Source organism: Streptomyces sp. YJ-C3 (assembly GCF_053891275.1).
The window spans coordinates 1,956,888-1,979,675 of record NZ_CM132685.1 but is presented as its reverse complement, the minus strand read 5'-3'; the positions used below and the strand labels follow the sequence as shown (position 1 = coordinate 1,979,675).

The following is a 22,788-nucleotide window of genomic DNA, read 5'->3' as shown; positions in this document are numbered from 1 at the left end:
CGGGTCAGGCCCGCGCCGGCAGCCGCGGCACGCTCGCCAGCAGGCGGCGGGTGTAGGCGTGTTCGGGCGCGCCGAGGACCGCGGACGTGGCGCCCGACTCGACCACCCGGCCCCGCTCCAGCACGGCGGTGCGCTCGCACAGGGCGGCCACCGCCGACAGGTCGTGGGAGACCATGACGACCGTCAGTCCGGCCGTCTCCTTCAGCTCCGCGAGCAGGTCGACGACCTTCACGCGGGTCGTGACGTCGAGCGCCGAGACCGGTTCGTCGGCGAGGAGGACGCGCGGGTCGCAGACGGTGGCCCGCGCGATGGCGATGCGCTGGCGCTGGCCGCCGGAGAACTCGTGCGGGTAGCGCTCCGCGGCGTCGGCCGGGAGTCCCACCCGTTCGAGCGCCTCGGCGACGCGCCGCCCGGCATCGTCCCCGGAGGCGACGCCGAGGGACCTGAGCGGCTCGGCGACGATGCGGCGCACGCGCCGGCGCGGGTCCAACGACGCGTAGGGGTCCTGGAAGACGCACTGCACGCTGCGCCGGAACGCCTTCATCTGTGTCCGGTCGCGCAGCCGCAGCTCGTCGCCGTCGAAGCGCACCGTCCCCGCGGTGGGCCGGGCGAGGCCGAGCAGCATCCGCAGCAGGGTCGTCTTGCCCGCCCCCGATTCGCCGACGAGGGCCAGGCTCTGCCCGGCCTCGACGGCCACGGACACGTCGGTGACGACGGGTGCCGCGCTCCCCCGGTACGCGTAGGACACCGCGTCGAGTTCCAGCACGGGCGAGGTCATCGCGCACCTCCCAGGTCAAGGGCCGATTCCAGCTGGCGTGCGCTGTCCACCAGCGTCTTGGTGTAGGCCTCGCGGGGAGCCCGTACGACGTCGGCGACGGCGCCCGTCTCGACCGCGCGGCCGTCCTTCATGACCAGGACCCGGTCCGTGACCCGCGCGACGACGGCCAGGTCGTGGCTGACGAACAGCACGGCGGTGCCGCGCTCGCGCACGAGTCCGTCGATCAGGTCGAGCATGTCGGCCTGCACGGTCACGTCGAGGGCGGTCGTGGGTTCGTCGGCGATGAGCAGCGCCGGGTCGCAGGCCAGTGCCATGGCGAGGGCGACGCGCTGGCGCTGGCCGCCGGAGATCTCGTGCGGGAAGGCGCGGGCGATGCGGTCCGGTTCGGGCAGCCGCACCTGGTCGAGGAGTGCGGCCACGGCGGCCCGCAGCGCGGCGCCCTTGAGCCCCTGGCGTCTGCGCAGGGGTTCGGCGATCTGCCGGCCCACCCGCATCAACGGGTCCAGGGCGGTGAGCGGCTCCTGGAAGACGACGGCCGCGCTGCGGCCGCGTACGCCGACGAGGGTGCGCTCGCTCGCCCCGACGATCGGCGTGCCGTCCAGCTCGATGCCGCCGGTGACCGTCATGCCCGCGGGCAGCAGGCCGAGCACGGCCAGTGTGGTCAGGGACTTGCCCGAGCCGGACTCGCCGATGAGGCCGAGCCGTTCACCACGGCCGATCTCGAAGCTCAGCTCCGAGACGAGGGCCCGCCCCTCGGCGGTACGGATCGTCAGGTCGTTCACCGCGAGCAGTGCGTCGGTCACAGCGCCGCCCTTCCCTTCCGCGCGGTCGGGTCGAGGACGTCGCGCAGTCCGTCCGCGATGAGGTTCACGCCGATGACCAGGACGACGAGCAGGATGCCCGGGGCGAGCGCGCCCGCGGGAGCGGTGGTGAACGTCGCCTGTGCCTCCTGGAGCATCCGGCCCCACGAGGCGTTCGGCGGCGGTGCGCCCAGGCCCAGGTAGGACAGGCCGGCCTCGGCCAGCACGGCCAGGCCGAACTGCAGCGCGAGGTTGACCACGAGCGTCGGCCAGATGTTGGGCAGCACGTGCCCGGCGACGACCCGCGCCCAGGAGGTGCCCGAGGTGCGGGACGCGGTGATGTAGTCCTGCGCCAGGACGCGCTTGACCAGGATCCGGGTCAGCCGGGCCACCACGGCGCTCTGCGCGAGGCCGATGGCGAGGATCGCGGAGCCGAGCGTCGCCGAGCGCGCGGCGACGATCAGCATGGCGAGCAGCAGTGTCGGGAACGCGATGAGGATGTCGAGCAGCGCGGAGACCGTGTCGTCGAACCAGCCCTGCGCGAACGCCGCGAGGACGCCCAGCGTGACGCCGAGCAGCGTGGCGACGGCCACGGCCCCGAGCCCGGATTCCAGGGCGATCCGCGATCCGGTCATGAGCTGGGTGAACAGGTCGCGTCCGAGCTTGTCGGTGCCGAGCAGATGCCCGCCGCCGGGCCCGGCGAGCCGTCCGCCGGAGGTGTCGTCGCTGTCGTAGGGCAGCCAGAAAAGGGAGACGAGGGCGAGCAGGACCACGAGGCCCGCGAGCACCCCGCCCGTCCACAGGGTGAGGGAGGACCGGCGCTTCATCGCACCCCGCCTCCCGACAGCCGTCCGCGCAGCCGCGGGTCGACGATCCGCTGCACGAGGTCCGCGACGAACCCGATGATCAGCACGCCGAACGTCGAGAGGAACAGCACGCCCTGGATCACCGGGTAGTCGTGCTGTGCGATGCCGGTCGCGAGCATCGAGCCGAGGCCCGGCAGCGCGTACACGGACTCGACGACGACGGCGCCGAGCAGCGTCGACGCCAGCTCGATGCCGAGCACGGAGATGACCGGCACGGAGGCGTTGCGCAGTCCGTGCCGCCACATGGCGCGGCCGAACGACGAGCCCAGCGCGCGTGCCGTGCGCAGGTATTCGCTGTCGAGGACGTCGAGGGTGGCCGAGCGCACGTACCGGATCAGGGACGCCGACATCACCAGCGCCACCGTCACCACCGGCAGGACGAGCGAGCGGACGGCGTCGGCCGGGGTGTCCCAGCCGTCCTGCGGGAAGCCGCCGGACGGCAGCCAGCCCGCGTTCAGCGCGAAGACCGCGATGAGGATCATGCCGAGCCAGAACACCGGGACGGCGATGCCCAGTTGGGAGACGCCGCTGAGCAGCGCCCCGTACCAGGTGTTCTTCTTGTACGCGGCCACGAAGCCGGCCGGTATCGCGACGAGCACGGCGAGCACGAACGCGGCGAGGGTGAGCGGCACCGTCACGTTCAGGCGCTGGCTCACCTCGGGTCCGACCGGCAGCGAGCTGACGAACGACGTGCCGAGGTCACCGCTCGCCAGCTGGCCGATCCAGTGGACGAACTGCTCGGGCAGCGGCTGGTCGGAGCCGATGGAGTGCCGGGCCGCGGCGATCTGCTCGGGCGAGGCGCCCACCGAGGTGAGCGCGTTCGCCGGGTCGCCGGGCAGCATCCGCAGCAGCACGAACAGCACGATGCTCGCGAGGACGAGGGAGACCAGCAGGAACACCAGCCTCCGCAGGAGGTATCTCAGCATGGCCGGGGTGTCAGCTGCTCTTCTTGATGTCGTACGCGAAGAACTGCGAGTTGAGGACGTTGAGCGGGTAGCCCGACAGCTTCGTGCTGGCGACGACGATCTGCGGGTACAGGTACAGCCAGTCGCTGGCCGCGTCCTCGGCGGTCTTGCGGTTGACCTTCTTCAGCAGCTCGGTCTGCGCTGCGGTGCTGGAGGCCTCCTCGGCCTGCTTCACCCAGTCCTGGACCTGCTTGTCGTCATAGCCCCAGTAGAAGTCGGGGTTGCCGTACCAGACGAGGTCGCGGTCGTTGACGTGCTCCTGGAGCGTGGCCGAGAAGTCGTGGTTCTTGTAGACCTTCGTGTACCACTCGTCGGGCGTGATCGTGTTGATCTTGACGGTGACGCCGACCTTGGCGAGCTGCGACTTGATGAAGGTGGCGGCGGTGGGGTGCGGGTCGTAGTTCGGGGTGTCCAGCGTGAAGCTGAAGCCCTTGGCGTACCCGGCCTCCTTGAGCAGCTTCTTCGCCTTCGTCACGTCGTACGCGTTGACCTTGGTCAGGTCCTCGTACCAGGGGTCGGTGGGCGGCACCATCGACCCGATCTCCTTGCCGTAACCGCCCCAGACGGATGCGAGGAGCTTCTTGTCGTCGATGGCGGCGGAGACGGCCTGGCGCACCTTGACGTCGGTGAACGGCTTGGCCTTGTCGTTGAAGGCGAGCAGCAGCTTGGTGGTGGAGTCGCCGTCGTTGACCTTGTAGTTCTGGTCGGACTTGAACTGGTCGAGGGCGTCCGGCGACTGCTCGCTGGTGACGACGTCGACGGCGTTGGTCCGCAGCGCGTTGTTGAGGGCGGTCGCGTCCTTGTAGTAGTGGAGGACGACCTGCTTGTTCTTGGCGGCGGGGCCCCAGTACCCGGCGAAGCGGTCGAGACTCAGTGCCGAGCCGCGCGTCCACTTGTCCAGCGTGTACGGGCCGGTGCCGTCCTCCGTCGTCTTCAGGTTCTTCGCGTCGGAGTTGATGATCCAGACGTAGGAGAGGTTGTAGACGAAGGAGATCGACTTCTGCGACAGCGTGACCTTGACGGTCTTCGCGTCGGGGGTGGTGATGTCCTTCATGACCTCCAGGTTGGACTTGCGCGCGGACTGCGAGTCCTTCGCGATCACCTTCTCGAGGCTGTACTTGACGTCCTTGCTGGTCAGGGCCTTGCCGCTATGGAACTTGACGCCGTCGCGCAGGGTGAAGGTGTAGGTGAGACCGTCGCCGCTGACCTTGTAGTCCTGGGCGAGGAGCTTCTCGACCTTGCCGGCGTCGGTGAGCCGGAACAGTCCCTCGTAGACGTTGCCGTTGAGGGCCTCGGTGACGCCCTGGCCACCGCCTCCGGTGTTGTCGAGGTTCTGGGGCTCGTAGAGCGAGCCTATGTTCACGGTGGCGTTCTTGTCGTAACTTCCGCTGCCCGAGGCGGAGTTGGCGCCACCACCGCCGCAGGCGGCGAGCGTGACGGCGAGGGCGACGGTGAGCACGCCGGCGGAGAGGGGCTTCTTGCGCAGGTGCAGGTTCATGAGGGTGCTTTCGTGCGAAGTGCTGCGGGAGGTCGATCAGTGGGCGGTGCCGGCGGCGCCGTCGCGGAAGAGGGGGAGCTTCTCGCCCGCCTCGACGGGCAGGTGGAAGCGGTTCTGCCGCGGCGGCATCGGACAGTTGTACTGATCGGAGAAGCCGCACGGGGGCACGAAGGCGCGGTTGAAGTCGAGGCGGACGCGGCCCTCGCCGGCTGCTTCCTCTGCGCCGAGGTGCTCGACGAAGAGGAAGCGGCCGGCGCCGTACGTGGAGTCGCCGTTCGTCGGGTCGCCGAAGACGAGCAGCAGGGTGCCGTCGTCGTCGAAGGCGGAGAGCGTGTAGGCGGTGCCGTCGACGGTGAGGGCGATGTCGCCGGGGACGACCTTCTCGCGGGTGCCGCCGTTGTCACGGAGGTGCTCGAAGGCGACGCGGCGGGCGCCCTCGACGGGCGTGTACGTGGCGTCGAGGACCCAGTCCGGGTCGTACGGGAAGGCGTCGACGCGCTCGAAGTCCTGTACGGCCGGGGAGTTCGCGTCCCAGAAGCGCAGTCCGTGCTCGGGCTCTCCGGTGACCAGGTCCGTGCGCTCGAGGGCGGTGACGGTCACGGTGTCCGGCTGTCCGGCGCGGGCGGCATCGAGGTCGGGCAGCTCGCCCGCGGGGAGCCAGCGCGTCTCGACGAGGGAGAGGTTCCCGGTGGGGCCGGTGAGGGAGCGGTGCCGCTCGGCACGCCATGCCTCCCAGTCCCCCTGGGGGTCGTCGGACGGAGCGGCCGGACCGGAAACAGACATCGCGTGGCACCTACAGTCAGTGAAACTTAAACCAAAGCTCTCCCTTTATGGTTCATAAGACTCACTAATGTCAAACGGCGTCAAAGAGATGAGACGGGAGCCACAGGAAACGCGCGAGCGTCGGGGTGAGCGTCCTAGAACAGGACGCTCATGAACGCCCCGACCTCTTCGAAGCCCACGCGGCGGTACGCGGCGCGGGCCGGGGTGTTGAAGTCGTTGACGTAGAGGCTGACGACGGGGGCGACGTCGGCGAGGGCGTAGCGCAGTACGGCGGCCATGCCGGGGGCGGCGAGGCCGCGGCCGCGGTACTCGGGCGCGACCCAGACGCCCTGGATCTGGCAGGCCTGTTCGGTGGCGGCGCCGATCTCCGCCTTGAAGACCACCTTGCCGTGCTCGTCGAGCCGGGCGAAGGAGCGTCCGGAGCCGACCAGCTCGGCCACCCGCGCCTGGTAGAGCAGGCCGCCGTCGCCGGCCAGCGGGGAGACGCCGACCTCCTCGGTGAACATCGCCACGCACGCCGGCATGATCGCGTCCATCTCGTCCTTGCGGATGCGGCGCACGTACGGGTCCGGGGTGACGTCGGCGGACATCCGGTCGGTCACCATCAGCGGCTGGTGGGGACGGACCTCGCGGGCCGGGCCCCAGCTCGCCTCGAGCAGCCGCCACAGCTGGGCCGTCGGCTCGGCGGGCCCCACGATCGAGGAGCAGCGGCGGCCGGCCCGTCGCGCCCGGTCGGCGAAGCCGCGGACGGCGCGGTCGGTCGCGCAGATCGGCACGAGGTTGGCGCCCGCGTAGCAGAGCGACTGCAGCATGCCGTCCTCGTACCAGCCCCACATCTCGCCGCCGAGCCGCCACGGATCCAGGCCTGCGATGCGGACGCGGGCCGTCACGAAGGCATTGGCGACCGGCTCGCGGTCGAGCACGGCGAGTGCGGCGTCGAGGTCACTCGGTTCGAGGACCCGGGTGGTGGTCTGAGTCAACACGTGCGGGGCCTTTTTGGCTGGGCTGCTGATCTCCGCACTGTACCTGCCGGTGGTGTGGGCCGCCTCTGTCGTGGGCGGGGTCCCTTTGCGCGCGGACTCGTCTGCCGGGTTGTCGCTGTCGGGCGGGTGCGGCCCGGTGGGGCTTCTCGCGCCGTTCCCCGCGCCCCTGAGGCATGCGGCTCCGCCGCTGCCTCATCGATGAGATGCCGCACGAAGCGCGCATCTCAGGGGCGCGGGGAACGGCGCGACCAGCCACCACGAGAGGCGCGCCCGCCCACCGGAAGGACCCGGCAGACGAGCGCGCGCAAAAAGGCCGAGGAGGCCCGAGCCGGTGTCAGCCCGCGACGGCCACGGAGGGCTCGCCGGAGGCCACCCCGTCCTTCTCCATCTGCTCGGCGATCTTCATCGCTTCCTCGATGAGGGTCTCCACGATCTTCGACTCGGGGACGGTCTTGATGACCTCGCCCTTGACGAAGATCTGGCCCTTGCCGTTGCCGGACGCGACACCGAGGTCGGCCTCGCGGGCCTCGCCCGGGCCGTTCACGACGCAGCCCATGACGGCGACGCGGAGCGGCACCTCCATGCCGTCGAGGCCGGCGGTGACCTCCTCGGCGAGCTTGTAGACGTCGACCTGGGCGCGGCCGCAGGACGGGCAGGACACGATCTCCAGGCGGCGGGGCTTGAGGCCCAGCGACTCCAGGATCTGGTTGCCGACCTTGATCTCCTCGACCGGCGGGGCCGAGAGGGAGACGCGGATGGTGTCGCCGATGCCCTCGGAGAGCAGCGCGCCGAAGGCGACCGCGGACTTGATGGTGCCCTGGAAGGCGGGACCCGCCTCGGTCACGCCGAGGTGCAGCGGGTAGTCGCACTTCTCGGCGAGCAGCCGGTACGCGTTGACCATCACGACCGGGTCGTTGTGCTTGACCGAGATCTTGATGTCGCGGAAGTCGTGCTCCTCGAAGAGGGACGCCTCCCACAGCGCGGACTCGGCGAGGGCCTCGGGGGTCGCCTTGCCGTACTTCTGGAGCAGGCGCCGGTCGAGCGAGCCCGCGTTCACGCCGATACGGATCGGGGTGCCGTGGTCACGGGCCGCCTTGGCGATCTCCTTGACCTTGTCGTCGAACTGCTTGATGTTGCCCGGGTTCACGCGGACCGCGGCGCAGCCCGCCTCGATGGCCGCGAAGACGTACTTCGGCTGGAAGTGGATGTCCGCGATCACCGGGATCTGCGACTTCTTGGCGATGACGGGCAGCGCGTCGGCGTCGTCCTGCGTGGGGCAGGCCACCCGCACGATCTGGCAGCCGGACGCGGTCAGCTCGGCGATCTGCTGGAGCGTGGCGCCGATGTCGGACGTGCGCGTCGTCGTCATGGACTGCACCGAGACCGGAGCGTCGCCGCCGACGGCCACCGTGCCGACCTGGATCTGCCGGCTCTTGCGCCGCTCGGCGAGCTTGATCGGTACGTCCGGCATGCCGAGTGAAATCGCAGTCATCTGCTGTGCAACCCCAAGGTATGGATCGAGTCCCAAGGCTTCCGAGATTACGTCACCGGCGCACGCCCCAGCACACCGCGCCCCGCAACTCCACTCAAAGGTGGGCGGCCGGACACACAGTGTGCCCGGCCGCCGTAAATGCCCTGCGATCAGGAAATCTTCACTGGGTTCACCACGTCCGCGATGAGCACCAGGATGGTGAAGCAGACGAAGATTCCCGCCACGACGTACGCCACCGGCATGAGCTTCGCCACGTCGAACGGGCCCGGGTCGGGGCGCCGGAACACCCGCGCCAGATTGCGCCGCAGCGACTCCCACAGGGCGCCCGCGATGTGGCCGCCGTCGAGCGGGAGCAGCGGCAGCATGTTGAACAGGAACAGGGAGAGGTTGAAGCCCGCGACCAGCATCAGGGCCATCGCGAGCTGCTGGGTCGCCGGGATGTCCATGGTGAAGATCTCGCCGCCGACCCGGGCCGCGCCGACCACGCCCATCGGGGAGTCCTGCTCGCGCGGGCCGTCGCCGAAGGCGGCGTCCCACAGCGCGGGGATCTTCCCCGGGAGCGCGACGATCGAGTCGACGGCGTCGCCCACCCGGTCGGTCATCCAGGACACGGAGTCGCCGAAGTCCTGGTGGACGACGCCGGTGGCGGCGGTGAAGCCGAGGAAGCCGGCCCGGACGTACCCGTCGACGATCTGGCCGCTGGAGTCCTTCTTCGCGACCAGGTTCGTGGCGATCTTCGCGTTCAGCGTCTTCTGCTGCCCGTCGCGCTCGACGACGATCGGGACCGTCTTGCCGGCGCTCTCCCGGATCTCGTCGGACAGGGTGTTCCACTTGTCCGTCGTGACCCCGTTGAAGGACACGATCTTGTCCTTCGGCTGGAGGCCGGCCGCCTTCGCCGGGGACTCGGGGTCGGACGCCTTGCAGCTGTCGCGCTGGGCACTGGCCTCGATGACGCAGGGCGAGACGGACGAGACGACGTTGGTCTGCTGGGTGACGCCGAAGCCCATCAGGACCACGAAGAACAGCCCGATCGCCAGGACCAGGTTCATGAAGGGGCCCGCGAACATCACGATGACGCGCTTCCACGGCTTGCGTGTGTAGAAGAGGCGGGTCTCGTCGCCGGGCTTGAGCTCCTCGAAGGCGGCCGCGCGGGCGTCCTCCACCATGGAGCGGAACGGCGAGGTCGAGCGGGCCTCGATCCGGCCGTCGGCGCCGGGCGGGAACATGCCGATCATGCGGATGTAGCCGCCGAGCGGGATCGCCTTGATGCCGTACTCGGTCTCGCCCTTCTTCCGCGAGAAGATGGTGGGCCCGAAGCCGACCATGTACTGCGGGACGCGGATGCCGAAGAGCTTCGCCGTCGACAGGTGGCCCAGTTCGTGCCAGGCGATGGAGATGAGCAGGCCCACCACGAAGATGACTACGCCGAGGATCATCATCAAGGTCGTCATGCACGAGCCTCCGCGGCTGCCTTGTCCTGTGCTGTCAGTTCACGGGCCCGGGCGCGTGCCCAGGTCTCCGCTTCGAGGACGTCCGCGACCGTCAGGGAAGTTCCCGTTCCCGGTGTGCCGTGTTCCTCGACGACCCGGGTGACGGTCTCCATGATCCCGTTGAACGGCAGGGCGCCCTTCAGGAAGGCGTCCACGCACTCCTCGTTGGCGGCATTGAACACCGCCGGGGCCGTGCCCGCGAGCTCCCCCACGTGCCGGGCGAGGCCCACCGACGGGAACGCGTCGTTGTCGAGCGGGAAGAACTCCCAGCTCGACGCCTTCGTCCAGTCGAACGCGGGCGCCGCGTCCGGGATCCGCTCGGGCCAGCCGAGGCCGATCGCGATCGGGCCGCGCATGTCGGGCGGGGTCGCCTGGAGGATCGAGGACCCGTCGACGTACTCGACCATGGAGTGCACGTAGGACTGCGGGTGCACGACCACTTCGATGCGGTCGAAGGGGATGTCGTAGAGCAGGTGCGCCTCGATGACCTCCAGTCCCTTGTTGACCAGGGTCGCCGAGTTGACGGTGATGACCGGGCCCATCGCCCAGGTCGGGTGCGCGAGCGCGTCCTCGACCGTGACGTTCGCGAGGTCCGCCTTGGTGCGTCCGCGGAACGGGCCGCCGGACGCGGTGACGACCAGCTTGCGCACGTCGGCGCGGGTGCCGGCGGCCAGGGCCTGGAAGAGGGCGGCGTGCTCGGAGTCGACCGGGATGATCTGGCCGGGCTTGGCGAGGGCCTTCACCAGCGGGCCGCCGACGATCAGCGACTCCTTGTTGGCGAGGGCGAGGGTGCGGCCCGCTTCGAGGGCGGCCAGCGTGGGGGCCAGGCCGATGGAGCCGGTGATGCCGTTGAGCACGGTGTGGCAGTCGCCGCGTCCGGCGATCTCGGTGGCGGCGTCGGGCCCGGCGAGGATCTCGGGGAGCTGCTCCCCCGCGCCGTACTGGGCCGTGAGTGCCTCGCGCAGCGCCGGTACGGCGTCCTCGCGGGCGACGGCGACCGTGCGGACGCGCAGGCGGTGCGCCTGCTCCGCGAGGAGCTCGACCCGGCCGCCGGCCGCGCTCAGGGCGGTGACCCGGAACCGGTCGGGGTTGCGCAGCACGAGGTCGATGGCCTGGGTGCCGATCGAGCCCGTCGCGCCCAGGACGGCGATGTCCCTGGGGGCGTCACCGGGGGCGGGGTCGAAGACGAGATGCGGGTCGGCGAGCGGCGCTGGGCTGTCGGTCATTCCCCTATTGTTGCGTGGCCTTGCTGTGAGGCCGACAGGGTGCCCCCGTACGGGTCCGGAAGATCTGGCCTCAGCGGGTCATCGACCGCACGTAGTGGCTGAGGTTGGCGCTCACCACGCCGCGTACGTACAGGGCCGCGCCCGTGACCAGCACCGGGACGGAGACCGCGAGGACGGCGAGCAGGGTGGGCCAGGGGCTGACCGAGCAGGCGTTGACGACGGCGCCTTCGTAGTCGAAGTCGAGGCGTTCGAAGAGCGGGGCGCCGCAGTCCGGGTCGGCGCCGAGGACCGACCACGGCAGGACGAGCCGCAGGGCGACGTACAGCCAGAGCAGGCCGCCGGTCCACAGCAGGGCCAGGCCGCGGCCGCGCATGCGCTGGGTCTCGGCGAGGAAGTGGCGTTCCAGGTCGTTGCGGTACTTCGTCTCATCGCGCATCCGAGCCCCCTGACGTCGTGACGGATCCGCCGGACTCTACCGGCGGATCCGTCGGCGCCCTCCGTCAGGCCAGCGACGGCCGGGTCCGGTCGGCGGCTCAGCGGATCGGCCGGTGCACGTTCTCCCTCTTGGACGGGCCCGGCGACGCGTCGGCGATCCAGGGGCCTTCGCCGCTCGGGTCGACGACGCCCTGCTCCAGCCAGGTGTACGTACCGCCGAGGACGCCCTTGACGACCTTGTGGTCCAGGTCGTCGGTGTTGGTCCAGAGCCGGTCGAAGAGCTCGTCGGCGCGGATCCGGGCCTGGCGGCAGAACACGTCGGCGAGTTGATAGGCCTCGCGGCCGTACCCTTCGGTGGTGCGCAGGAGTTCGGCGCGGACGCACGCCGCGCTCATGGCGAACAGTTCGGCGCCGATGTCGACGATGCGGCCGAGGAAGCCCTGTTTGGTCTCCATGCGGCCCTGCCAGCGGGACATGGCGTAGAAGGTGGAGCGGGCGAGCTTGCGCGCGGACCGCTCGACGTACCTCAGGTGACCCGACAGGTCCGGGTGTCCGGCCGGGTGGAACTCGGCGTACGAGCGCGGGAGCTGACCGGGGCCGGCGACCAGCTTCGGCAGCCACTTGGCGTAGAAGCCGCCTGCCTTGGCGCCCGCCTTCGCCTTGTCCGACAGGGACTTGTCCGGGTCGATCAGGTCTCCCGCGACCGACAGGTGGGCGTCCACGGCCTCCCGGGCGATCAGCAGGTGCATGATCTCGGTCGAGCCCTCGAAGATGCGGTTGATCCGCAGGTCGCGCAGGATCTGCTCGGCGGGCACGGCGCGCTCGCCGCGCGCGGCCAGGGACTCGGCGGTCTCGAAGCCGCGGCCGCCGCGGATCTGGACGAGTTCGTCGGCCATCAGGCAGCCCATCTCGGAGCCGTACAGCTTGGCGAGGGCGGCCTCGATGCGGATGTCGTTGCGGTCCTCGTCGGCCATCTGCGAGGACAGGTCGACGACGGCCTCCAGGGCGAACGTGGTGGCCGCGATGAAGCTGATCTTCGCGCCGACCGCCTCGTGGAACGCGACCGGCTTGCCCCACTGCTCGCGCGCCGCCGACCACTCGCGGGCGATCTTCAGGCACCACTTGCCCGCGCCCACGCACATCGCGGGCAGGGAGAGGCGGCCGGTGTTGAGCGTGGTGAGGGCGATCTTGAGGCCGGCGCCCTCCGGCCCGATCCGGTTCGCCGCGGGCACCCGGACCTGGTGGAAGCGCGTGACCCCGTTCTCCAGGCCGCGCAGGCCCATGAAGCCGTTGCGGTTCTCGACGGTGATGCCGTCCGCGGCGGCCTCCACGACGAACGCGGTGATGCCGCCCTTGTGCCCCTCGGACCTCGGTACGCGCGCCATGACGACGAGGAGGTCCGCGACGACCCCGTTCGTCGTCCACAGCTTCACCCCGTCGAGGACGTAGTCGTCGCCGTCCGGGACGGCCGTCGTGGCCAGGCGCGCGGGGTCGGAGCCCACGTCGGGCTCGGTCAGCAGGAACGCGCTGATGTCGGTGCGCGCGCACCGCGGCAGGAAGGCTTCCTTCTGCTCCTGGGTACCGAACAGCTTCAACGGCTGCGGTACGCCGATGGATTGATGGGCGGAGAGCAGCGCGCCGAGGGCGGGGCTGGCCGAACCGATCAGCGCGAGGGACTTGTTGTAGTACACCTGCGTCAGGCCGAGGCCGCCGTACTTCGTGTCGATCTTCATGCCGAGCGCGCCGAGCTCCTTGAGCCCGTTGACCGTCTCGTCGGGGATCCGCGCCTCGCGCTCGATGCGGGCCGCGTCGATCTCCGTCTCGCAGAAGTCGCGCAGCTTGGCGAGGAACTCCTCGCCGCGCTGCGCGTCCGCGTCGGCGGGCAGCGGGTGCGGATGGATGAGATCGAGCCGGAACCGGCCGAGGAACAGCTCCTTGGCGAAGCTGGGCTTGCGCCAGTCCTGCTCACGGGCGGCCTCGGCGACCTGCCTGGCCTCCCGCTCGGAGACCTTCGCCTGATGTTGGGGTGTTGCGGACATGAGGTTCACCTCGCCGCGCGTCGGGTCCACCGGCCCGGCTCACTACCGACCGGTGCTACTCGATCGTATGTACCCGATAACGGGCATGTCGGCCAGCCCTCGCGGCAGCTGCTAGTCCGCCGTGACGCCCCGGGCTCCGAGGGCGGCCTGCAGCTCGGGGCCGAGGAACTCCGAGCCGATGACGCGCCGCAGGTTCGGCAGCAGCGCGAGGTCGTCGAGCGTGGCGATGTCGAACAGGTCGTCCTCCCCGTCCCACACGGGCGCGCACTCCTGGTAGACCGCGAGGCCGCCGTCCATCACCAACTCCTCGACCGAGGCCAGGAGTTCGTCACTTATCTCCAGCGCCTCGAAGTAGGCGCGGGCCTCGGGCACCACCTTGTACGCCAGGTCGTGCGCGTAGGCGTAGTCCCAGGGGTCGTCGCCCAGCCCCCGCTCCTTCAGTACGTCGGCGAGCCGGAAGGGCGGCGCCAGCGTCCCGTCGGTGTACATGAGCCGCTCGATGACGACGAGCTTGAGGTTCAGGTCGGTGAAGGTGGCCATGCGGGAAACGTAGAGCACGGCACTGACAACGGGACCGGACCCGCCTGCGGCCCCTCGGCCCGGAGCGGATCACGGTTCTCGGCCCCCAAGCCTGACGGAATCGGACATTCCACCACGAAGCGCCGCCCGTGTCGCCGTATGCCTGCAAGCCTGAACAGCGGCGGGCCGACGTCTTACAGGGGCGGCGAAAGACCGCTCCGACCGGCCCGCCGCAGAGCCACTCGGAGATGACATGGTGGACAGCGAGTCGGCAGGCAGGAAATCGGGGCAGGGATCATCGACCAGCCTTCAACCGGATGTCCCGCCGCCGGTGCCGGTGGGCCCTGACGGGCTGACCAGCCTGGTGTTGAGGACGTCCGCCCGCAACGCGTCGATCACAACGCGAGGCGGAAGCGGCGGCGGAGTGAGCTACACAGGCTACGACCGCGGAATGGCGCTCCTCCTCTCGGCAGCGTCCGCGTGGGCCTACTCGGAGACCGAGCAAACGCTGTGCCAGATGCTGAAGACGAGTTTCGGCATCAGCGACGCCGAATGCACCGCATTCGACGTGAAGAACGGGGCGCTCCTCGTCGATACACAGGCGTTCCTCGTGCAGGGCACGCTGCCCGATCGGGAGGGTGGGAGTGCCGGGAGGCCGCTCAGCATCCTCATCTTCCGCGGGACGGAGTTCGGGGGCGTATCGCTCACCGATATCTACACAGATATCGTCACCGAGACCGTCCCGTACCCGGACACGGTCGGCTCCATGGTCCACGCCGGCTTCCTCCGCGGCTTCAAGTACGCATGGCCGGAAATCGTCGGCCATCTCGGGGGACGCGGCAAATCCAAGAACGAGATCGGTGAGCTGTACATCACCGGGCACAGCCTGGGTGGCGCGCTGGCCGTATTCGCGGCGTGCGAACTCTTCGACAACGGACTGAAGCAGCTCACCAAGGATCTGAGGGAAGAACTGCAGCACGCTTTCCGCGGTCTCTACACCTTCGGCCAGCCCATGGTCGGGGACCAGGCCTTCGCGGATCACTTCCAGGAAATTTTCGGCGCGATGACGTTCCGGCACGTGTATCAGTACGATCTCGTGCCGCGCTTCCCGCCCCGCACGGCGGGCTCCTTCAGGCACTTCGGCAGGGAAATGTTCGGCACCCGGAACAGCGCCTGGGAAGAGCGGAAATTCACGGCCCGGCAAGTGCTCGCAGCGACCGTGGCGTTCCCCATCGGCATCCTCGCCTTCGTGCTCCGACAGCTGCCGGCGGGACGCAAGCTCTCCCTGCCCGTCTCGCTGGACGACCACATTCCGCAGAACTATGTGGACTGCTCGAAGCTGGAGAATGCGGCGACGACATTCCCCTGAACCCGCCCCTCGGACTTGATCCGATTCAGCCAGGAGCATGCCGTTCGGGCAGGTCGGCGGGCATGCAAAAGCCGACGGCCCGAACCCCCGCACAGTGGGTTCGGGCCGCCGTCGCCGGCGCGCGGGACAGGCGCGCGCCGGGGTTTGCCGGGTCGCTTACAGGGCGAGGCCGGTCAGGACGAGGACGCGCTCGTACGTGTAGTCGTCCATCGCGTAGCGCACGCCCTCGCGGCCGACGCCGGACTGCTTCGCGCCGCCGTACGGCATCTGGTCGGCGCGGTAGGACGGCACGTCGCCGACCACGACGCCGCCGACCTCCAGGGCGCGGTGGGCGCGGAAGGCGGTCTGCAGGTCGTGCGTGAACACGCCTGCCTGGAGGCCGTACTTGGAGTCGTTGACCGCCGCGAAGGCCTCGGTCTCCCCGTCGACCTTCTTGACCGTGAGGACCGGGCCGAAGACCTCCTCGCAGGAGATCGTGACGTCGGCCGGCACGTCGGCGAGGACGGTCGGCGCGTACGTGGCGCCGTCGCGCTTGCCGCCCGCGAGGAGCGAGGCGCCGGCGTCTACGGCCTCGGTCACCCACGCCTCGACGCGCTTGGCCGCGTCCTCGCTGACCAGCGGGCCCACGTCGGTGGCGTCGTCGGCCGGGTCGCCGGTGACCTGCGCCTCGACGGCGGCGACGATCTTGGGGAGCAGCCGGTCGTACACGGCGGCGTCGGCGATGACGCGCTGCACCGAGATGCAGGACTGGCCGCCCTGGTAGTTGGAGAAGGTGGCGATGCGGCCCGCGGCCCAGTCCAGGTCGGCCTCGGAGGCGTAGTCGGCGAGGACCACGGCCGCGCCGTTGCCGCCGAGCTCCAGCGTGCAGTGCTTGCGCGGGACGCTGTCCATGATCGCGTAGCCGACCGGGCCGGACCCGGTGAAGGAGATGACCGGGAGGCGCTCGTCCTGGACGAGGGCGGGCATCCGGTCGTTCGGGACGGTGAGGACCGACCACGAACCGGCCGGGAGGTCCGTCTCCGCGAGCAGCTCGCCCAGGATCAGGGAGGAGATCGGGGTCGCGGGCGCCGGCTTGAGGATGATCGGGGCGCCGACCGCGATGGCCGGGGCGACCTTGTGGGCGCTCAGGTTCAGCGGGAAGTTGAACGGCGCGATACCGAGGACGACGCCCTTGGGGATGCGGCGGGTCAGGGCGAGACGGCCGGTGCCGCCCGCGTCGGTGTCGAGGCGCTGGGCGTCACCGCTGTTCCAGCGGCGGGCCTCCTCGGCGGCGAACCGGAACACGGAGACCGCGCGGCCCACCTCGCCGCGGGCCCACTTGATCGGCTTGCCGTTCTCGGCGGAGATCAGCAGGGCGATCTCCTCGGTGCGCTCGGTGAGGCGGTCGGCGACGTGGTTCAGGGCCTTGGCCCGTACGTGCGCCGGGGTCGCGGCGAACTCCTCGCGCACGGCGTGCGCGGCGGCGACGGCCTCCTCGACCTGGGCCTCGGTCGGCACGGCGACGGTGCCGACGAGACGGCCGTCGTAGGAGTTGTGGACGTCGAAGGTCGCGTCCCCGGTGGCCTGGCGGCCGGCGAGCCAGAAGGCGTGGGTGGCGGTCATGTGTGTCTACCGGCCTCTCCGTGTACGTGGGCTTGTTCCTTGCCCCACGTTAGGCGGGGCGGGGGCGCGGACGTTTTGGCCGGGGTGGAGTGATCGGGGCCGACCGGTGCGCCGGTTTGGCCTAGGCGTCGCGCGGTTCCCCGCGCCTCCATCGGGAGATGCCGCACGAAGTGCGCATCTCAGGGGCGCGGGGAACCGCGCGAGAAGCCACGACGAACCCCGTACCCGGCAACGCACCAGCAAGCCCCGACGGCGCGCAGCCCTGGATCACGTCCCGGTCGCCTTCAGCGCCAGCCACAACTCCATCCGCACATCCGGATCGTCCAGCGACCGGCCCAGGATCTCCTCGACCCGGCGCATCCGGTACCGCAACGTATGCCGATGCACCCCCAGATCCGCGGCGGCGGCGTCCCACTGCCCGTGCCGCGACAGCCACGCCCGCAGCGAGGCGACCAGGTCCCCCCGCCCCGTCGCGTCGTGATCGCGCAGCGCCCGCAGCAACCCGTCCGCGAACGCCCGCACCGCGTCGTCGCCGAGCAGCGGCAGCACCGACCCGGCCACGACGTCCTCGTGCTCGACGAGGATCCGTCCGCGCCGGCGTGCGACGGACAGGGCCTGCTCGGCCTGCTTGAAGGCGGTCGCGGCGGCGATCGGCCCGGCCGGTGCCGAGAACCCGACGACGAGCTCGTCCCCGGCGGACCCGCTCGCCCGGGTCGCCTCCAGCGCCTCGGCGTACTGCACGCAGGCCTCCGCGGCCGCGCCCCCGTCGACCGTGAGCAGCACCAGCCGCTCCCCGTCCGGGACGACCAGGACGGCCTCGCCGGCCCGGGCGGCGGCGGACTCGACGACGTCCGCGAGGACGGACATCGGGTCGGCGTCCGGGCCGCCGCCGGTCACCGCCTCCGCGAGGAGCGAGGCCGTGCCGGGCCCGGCCGCGACGCCCGCCGCGGCCACGACGCCGGTCGGCGGCGGCGCCACGGCCTCCGCGACGACCATCCGGAACGGCGCGTCCAGGAGCGCCCCGTACAGGTCGCCGGCGACGGCCCGCGCATGGTCGGGCTCCCCCGCGAGCAGCATCCGCAGCACGGCCGCGCCGATCCGCTGCTCGGCGGCGTACAGCGCGCGCGACCGCTCGGTGGTCAGCGTCAGGAGGGCGATCGCGGAGTGCAGCGCGTACCGCTCGGCCGTGCCGAGCGCCGTCGCCGTCCCCACGGCGAGCGCGGCGCGGGCCCGTCGCCCGGTGCCGATGGAGTGCAGTTCGACCCGGTCGTCGGCGCCGCCCGCCACCACGGCGCTGGCGGGCGCGGGCCGCTCCCGCAGCCGCTCGACATCGGGGGTCAGCCGGGCGGCCCGGCGGCCGGCCCAGTCCGGGGCGGTGGCGACGACGGCGCCGGACGCGTCGTAGAGCGCGGCCCATCCGTCGACCTGCGCGGCGAGCACCGCGAGCAGCCCCTCGGGCCCTTCGTTCAGGGCCTGCTTGGTCAGCTCGCGCTGCGCGGCGAATCCTGAGGTGACGGCGCGGTACTGGTCGGCGGCGATGGCCGCGGAGACCGCCTTGCTGATGGCGATGAAGGGCGTGCGGGGAGGCACCGCGAGGAGCGGGAGTCCCTCGTCCCTGGCGGCCTTCACGAGCGCTTCGGGTACGTCGTCGTAGTTGACGCCGACGGCGAAGCCGAGCCCGACCACGCCCGCGCCGGCCAGCCGCTTCACGTACCGCCGCATCGCCTCGGGGTCGTCGGCGTCCAGCTTGAGGGCGGTGATCAGCAGGAGCTCGCCGCCCTCCATGTAGGGGACGGGGTCGGCGAGCTCGCTCACGTGGGCCCAGCGGACCGGGGTGTCCAGATGGTCCTCGCCCGCGCGCACGGCGAGTTTGAGTGCCGAGTGGTGGACGAGGGAGGCGAGCGTGGGCGGCATGGGGCCTTCAGGTGAGCTGGAGGTACGCGTGGGGCGGGCACAGGAGATGTGAAGCTTTTGGCCGGTCCGTATGAACGACCAGTGCCGATTCTGCCTCACCGTACGTACCCCGGAAGGCCGCCCCCACGATTCCCGGTGCGCCGTCAGCCCCGCAGCTGCACCAGCAGCGGGGGCGCGTGCTCCCCGCGCACGGTGGTGAGGGAGAGGACGGCGTGGCCGGGCGGGACGGCGTGGGCGAGGTCGGAGGCGGACCAGCGTTCGCGTTCGACCTGGCGGACGGTGACCGCGCGGGCGGTCGGCGCCCGCCCGGTGATCACCCGGCGTACGGCGTGCAGCGCCTTGCCGGCCGGGGTCTCGGCGATGATCTGCCGGTCGGTGACGTCACGGGCCTCGGTCCACTCCTTGCCCCACACCTCGGCGAAGTCCTGCCCGTCCCACGGGGTGAGCCCGGACAGGGCCATCCGGCAGCCGACGGAGCCGAGCAGCGGTCCGCGCAGCGGGCGCGGCAGGTCGTCGAGGGTGCGCAGGGTCAGTACGGTTCCGGCGTTCGCGGAGCGCAGTCGCTGGATGCCGCGGACGGCATGCGGCGTGACGACCCCGGTGGCGTCGTCGAACACCAGGCACGCGAACAGCGAGCGGTCCTCGCGCACGGCCACGCTCGTCATGAACTGCGCGAGCACGAGCCGCGCCAGGATCCGGGAGGCGTCCGCGTGTCCCCGCTCGGGGAGGTCGATCCGTACCCGCACGGGATGGTCGAGGGCGCGCAGCGAGAACGGCCGGGTGGCGCCCGAGGTGTCGAAGAACGAGGCGAACGCGGGCCGGTCGAGCAGCGCGATCCGGTCGGCGAGCACCGCTCCGACATCGCCCGGATGGCCCAGCTGCCGTTCGCGGGCGTCGAGTTCGCGCAGCATCGCGTCGTGCCCCGCCTCGGTGAGCGCCTTGCGCAGCGCGTCGAGCGCCGCGGGCACCCCGTCGAGCAGCTGCCGCAGCTCGGGCACGGAGGGGAAGCGCCGGTGGACGGTGAAGTAGGGGCCGAGGAGCTGGGCGAGGACGGTGGTGGAGCGCCGGCTGTCGCCGCCCGGGTGCGGGTCGGCGAGGTCTCCGACGAGCGCCTCGGCGAGCACCGCGGCGGCCTCGTCCGGGTCCTTGCTGCCGCCGTACAGATCGAGGTCGTAGACGGAGTCGGGCTGTCCGACGCGGACGACGACGTCGTAGGCGTCCTGCGCGCCGAGCCCGGCGCCGGCCGCGCCGACGACGACCACAGCGGCCCGTCCGGCGAGCGCGCCCAGGCACAGCGACTCCGCGAGCGGCCACACGAGGCTGCCGGTCTTGCCCGCGCCGGGCGGGCCGACGGCGAGCAGGGACGTGCCGAGCAGGTCGGGGCCGAGGGCGAGGCCGACGCCCCGGTACGCGTACGGGTTGCGGGTGTCGTCGGCGGCCGTGCCGATCCTGACCTGCGCGGTGGCGAGGTCGTGGCGGGCGGCGCGGGCGGGCAGGTCGCGGGCGCCGGAGGGGTGTGGGCAGGCGGCGGCGCCGTCCCGGACGACGGCGGCGGTGAACGCGGCGAGGGTGTGCCGGCCGCGCTTGACGCCCTGCCAGGCGCGGACGATGCGGGCGTGGTCGACGTCGCGCATCAGCCCGGCGCGGGCGTCGGCCCCGAGCCGCTCGGCGGCGTCGACGGCCCCGGCCTCGCGCAGCTGGGGCCACTGGGCGGGGTCCCGCTCGGGCGCGGGCGGGCGCTCGGGCTGCGTGGGGACGGCCGTGCGCCAGGCGGGGTAGCCGAAGCGGCGCCAGACCTCGCCCCACCGGCCGAGCCGGCCGACGGCGATCATGATTCCGACGGCGAAGATCCCGTAGTAGAGGTAGGAGACGACGACCGAGGCGAACGAGTGCGGGGACGCCCAGGACTCCGGGACCATCGCGTACAGCGGCAGCAGCCACCAGCCGCCCAGGTAGCCGTTCCACAGCAGCGACCAGACGAGCCAGCCCACCAGGAACGCGATGACCGCGCCGCTGAGCAGCTGCCGGGTCGGGGTGCGCTCGGGTTCCTGCTCGGCCCGCGGCCGGTGCCCGAACCGCCATACGCCGGGCGCGGCGGCGGGCCGCGGTGTGCGCAGCCAGGTCAGGAACGTGGTGCCCGCGGAGACGCTCTGCTCGCCCGGTGCGTGGGCGGGACGCGGTGGCGGCACCGCCCCGCCGGAGGGAATGCTGCGCTCCCCGGCGGAACCGCCCGTGCCCTGCATGCCCTCGCTGCTCATGGCCTTGCCCCCTGACCTGCCGGTCCGTCGTTCTCAGCGCGTCGATCCGGGCTCAATCTAGTGCCCGGACCAAGGGAGTTCACCGCTTACGCGCCTCGTCGCCCTCTCCGTGGCGTCGTACCCATGTGTCCACGACGGACAACACGGCCGGGCGACCCCACCCGGATGGAGCATGACCGCCCGCGGATCCCGGCCCTAACCTGCGAGGAAACCCCCCGAACCAACCCGGCGAAACCGGGACCGAAGAACCAGGAGCCCCGCATGAGCGACATCCCGCAGGAGCGCCGCGTCGTCACCGCCATCCCCGGCCCGAAGTCGCAGGAGCTGCAGGAACGCCGCCTCGCCGCGGTCGCGGCCGGCGTGGGCTCCACGCTGCCCGTGTTCACCGCCCGGGTGGACCGCGGCATCATCGAGGACGTCGACGGCAACCGCCTGATCGACTTCGGCTCCGGCATCGCCGTCACCTCGGTCGGCGCCTCCGCCGAGGCCGTGGTGCGCCGTGCGAGCGCCCAGCTCCAGGACTTCACCCACACCTGTTTCATGGTCACGCCGTACGAGGGCTACGTCGCCGTCGCCGAGGCGCTGGCCGAGCTGACGCCGGGTGACCACGCCAAGAAGTCGGCCCTGTTCAACTCGGGCGCCGAGGCCGTCGAGAACGCCGTCAAGATCGCCCGCGCCTACACCAAGCGCCAGGCGGTCGTCGTCTTCGACCACGGCTACCACGGCCGCACGAACCTGACGATGGCGCTGACGGCCAAGAACATGCCGTACAAGCACGGCTTCGGCCCGTTCGCGCCCGAGGTCTACCGCGTCCCGGTGGCGTACGGCTACCGCTGGCCGACCGGCGCCGAGAACGCCGGCCCGGAGGCCGCCGCCCAGGCCATCGACCAGATCACCAAGCAGGTCGGCGCGGACAACGTCGCCGCGATCATCATCGAGCCGGTGCTCGGCGAGGGCGGCTTCATCGAGCCGGCCAAGGGCTTCCTGCCGGAGATCGTGAAGTTCGCCAACGACAACGGCATCGTCTTCGTCGCGGACGAGATCCAGTCCGGCTTCTGCCGCACCGGCCAGTGGTTCGCCTGCGAGGACGAGGGCATCATCCCCGACCTGATCACCACCGCCAAGGGCATCGCGGGCGGTCTGCCGCTCGCCGCCGTGACCGGCCGCGCCGAGATCATGGACGCCGCGCACGCGGGCGGCCTCGGCGGCACCTACGGCGGCAACCCGGTGGCCTGCGCCGGTGCGCTCGGTGCCATCGAGACGATGAAGGAGCTCGACCTCAACGCGAAGGCGAAGGAGATCGAGTCGACGATGAAGGCCCGCCTGACGGCGATGCAGGAGAAGTTCTCCGTCATCGGCGACGTGCGCGGCCGCGGCGCGATGATCGCCGTCGAGCTGGTCAAGGACCCGGCCACCAAGGAGCCGAACCCGGAGGCCACCGCCGCCCTCGCCAAGGCCTGCCACGCCGAGGGCCTCCTCGTCCTGACCTGCGGCACCTACGGCAACGTCCTGCGCTTCCTGCCCCCGCTGGTGATCGGCCAGGACCTGCTGAACGAGGGTCTCGACATCATCGAGAACGCCTTCGCGGCACTCTGACCACGGACCGCCGATCGACACCCGTGGGACCGGTAATCATTCCGTGACCTGCGGTGACGGTCGGGCCGTGTGAAGAAGGTGTGGGGGGCCGATGGCATGTTGCCGAAGCGACTGTCGCACCCCCACCCCCTGACGTACGGTTTCTGCAGATGAGAGAAACACCCCGCCCACAGGG

At 71.2% G+C, this 22,788-nt stretch carries 18 protein-coding genes; 2 read left to right on the top strand and 16 right to left on the bottom strand.

The genetic code is table 11. The annotated features are described in order from the left end of the window. Positions 1 to 4 precede the first annotated feature (4 nt). The 13 genes from ACVHNB_RS08825 to ACVHNB_RS08765 all read right to left on the bottom strand — a co-directional run bounded on the left by ACVHNB_RS08825 (position 5) and on the right by ACVHNB_RS08765 (position 13,895). Positions 5 to 778 carry an ABC transporter ATP-binding protein gene (locus ACVHNB_RS08825; RefSeq protein ID WP_428951956.1) on the bottom strand — a complete coding sequence of 258 codons (774 nt, stop codon included), beginning with the start codon at positions 776 to 778 and terminating at the stop codon, positions 5 to 7. After that, complete coding sequence (locus ACVHNB_RS08820) at positions 775 to 1,581, bottom strand: ATP-binding cassette domain-containing protein (RefSeq protein ID WP_428951957.1); 807 nt, start codon at positions 1,579 to 1,581, stop codon at positions 775 to 777. Before ACVHNB_RS08820 ends, ACVHNB_RS08825 begins: the two co-directional genes overlap by 4 nt. After that, the gene (locus tag ACVHNB_RS08815; protein ID WP_456227758.1) at positions 1,578 to 2,405 is read right to left on the bottom strand and encodes an ABC transporter permease; all 828 of its coding nucleotides are present in this window, start codon (positions 2,403 to 2,405) and stop codon (positions 1,578 to 1,580) included. The genes ACVHNB_RS08820 and ACVHNB_RS08815 overlap by 4 nt, the downstream gene beginning before the upstream one ends. Next, complete coding sequence (locus ACVHNB_RS08810) at positions 2,402 to 3,370, bottom strand: ABC transporter permease (protein WP_428951959.1); 969 nt, start codon at positions 3,368 to 3,370, stop codon at positions 2,402 to 2,404. Before ACVHNB_RS08810 ends, ACVHNB_RS08815 begins: the two co-directional genes overlap by 4 nt. 10 nt (positions 3,371 to 3,380) lie before the next feature. Continuing rightward, positions 3,381 to 4,907 (bottom strand): ABC transporter substrate-binding protein, encoded by a 1,527-nt coding sequence (locus tag ACVHNB_RS08805; protein WP_456227757.1) that lies wholly within the window; start codon positions 4,905 to 4,907, stop codon positions 3,381 to 3,383. Between the two features lie 36 nt (positions 4,908 to 4,943). Continuing rightward, a complete protein-coding gene (locus tag ACVHNB_RS08800; RefSeq protein ID WP_456227756.1) occupies positions 4,944 to 5,690 on the bottom strand; it encodes a DUF1684 domain-containing protein in 747 nt (248 codons plus the stop codon). A gap of 134 nt (positions 5,691 to 5,824) precedes the next feature. Beyond that, positions 5,825 to 6,673 (bottom strand): GNAT family N-acetyltransferase, encoded by an 849-nt coding sequence (locus tag ACVHNB_RS08795; RefSeq protein WP_456227755.1) that lies wholly within the window; start codon positions 6,671 to 6,673, stop codon positions 5,825 to 5,827. A gap of 334 nt (positions 6,674 to 7,007) precedes the next feature. Beyond that, positions 7,008 to 8,165 carry a flavodoxin-dependent (E)-4-hydroxy-3-methylbut-2-enyl-diphosphate synthase gene (gene ispG, locus ACVHNB_RS08790; protein ID WP_428951963.1) on the bottom strand — a complete coding sequence of 386 codons (1,158 nt, stop codon included), beginning with the start codon at positions 8,163 to 8,165 and terminating at the stop codon, positions 7,008 to 7,010. Between the two features lie 149 nt (positions 8,166 to 8,314). Next, positions 8,315 to 9,616 (bottom strand): M50 family metallopeptidase, encoded by a 1,302-nt coding sequence (locus ACVHNB_RS08785; protein ID WP_428951964.1) that lies wholly within the window; start codon positions 9,614 to 9,616, stop codon positions 8,315 to 8,317. Beyond that, positions 9,613 to 10,881 carry a 1-deoxy-D-xylulose-5-phosphate reductoisomerase gene (gene dxr / locus ACVHNB_RS08780; RefSeq protein ID WP_428951965.1) on the bottom strand — a complete coding sequence of 423 codons (1,269 nt, stop codon included), beginning with the start codon at positions 10,879 to 10,881 and terminating at the stop codon, positions 9,613 to 9,615. The genes ACVHNB_RS08785 and dxr overlap by 4 nt, the downstream gene beginning before the upstream one ends. A 70-nt stretch (positions 10,882 to 10,951) precedes the next feature. After that, a complete protein-coding gene (locus ACVHNB_RS08775; protein WP_456227754.1) occupies positions 10,952 to 11,317 on the bottom strand; it encodes a hypothetical protein in 366 nt (121 codons plus the stop codon). Between the two features lie 97 nt (positions 11,318 to 11,414). Then, entirely contained in the window at positions 11,415 to 13,355 is a 1,941-nt protein-coding gene (locus ACVHNB_RS08770; RefSeq protein WP_428951967.1) for an acyl-CoA dehydrogenase family protein, read from the bottom strand. A gap of 111 nt (positions 13,356 to 13,466) precedes the next feature. Continuing rightward, entirely contained in the window at positions 13,467 to 13,895 is a 429-nt protein-coding gene (locus tag ACVHNB_RS08765) for a DUF6892 domain-containing protein (RefSeq protein ID WP_456227753.1), read from the bottom strand. Positions 13,896 to 14,127: 232 nt separating this feature from the next. On the opposite strand from ACVHNB_RS08765, the gene ACVHNB_RS08760 reads away from it, so the two are divergent. Beyond that, entirely contained in the window at positions 14,128 to 15,243 is a 1,116-nt protein-coding gene (locus tag ACVHNB_RS08760) for a lipase family protein (protein ID WP_428951969.1), read from the top strand. Between the two features lie 156 nt (positions 15,244 to 15,399). On the opposite strand, the gene ACVHNB_RS08755 is transcribed toward ACVHNB_RS08760, so the two are convergent. The 3 genes from ACVHNB_RS08755 to ACVHNB_RS08745 form a co-directional block, all read right to left on the bottom strand. Beyond that, on the bottom strand, positions 15,400 to 16,845 hold the full coding sequence (locus ACVHNB_RS08755; RefSeq protein ID WP_428951970.1) for an aldehyde dehydrogenase family protein: 1,446 nt from the start codon (positions 16,843 to 16,845) through the stop codon (positions 15,400 to 15,402). A gap of 267 nt (positions 16,846 to 17,112) precedes the next feature. Beyond that, positions 17,113 to 18,759: a PucR family transcriptional regulator gene (locus tag ACVHNB_RS08750; protein ID WP_428951971.1), complete on the bottom strand. Its 1,647-nt coding sequence runs from the start codon at positions 18,757 to 18,759 to the stop codon at positions 17,113 to 17,115. A 143-nt stretch (positions 18,760 to 18,902) separates the two neighbouring features. Further along, positions 18,903 to 21,017 carry an ATP-binding protein gene (locus ACVHNB_RS08745; protein WP_428951972.1) on the bottom strand — a complete coding sequence of 705 codons (2,115 nt, stop codon included), beginning with the start codon at positions 21,015 to 21,017 and terminating at the stop codon, positions 18,903 to 18,905. A gap of 261 nt (positions 21,018 to 21,278) precedes the next feature. On the opposite strand from ACVHNB_RS08745, the gene gabT reads away from it, so the two are divergent. Further along, entirely contained in the window at positions 21,279 to 22,613 is a 1,335-nt protein-coding gene (gene gabT / locus ACVHNB_RS08740; RefSeq protein ID WP_456227752.1) for a 4-aminobutyrate--2-oxoglutarate transaminase, read from the top strand. The last annotated feature ends 175 nt before the right edge of the window (positions 22,614 to 22,788 follow it).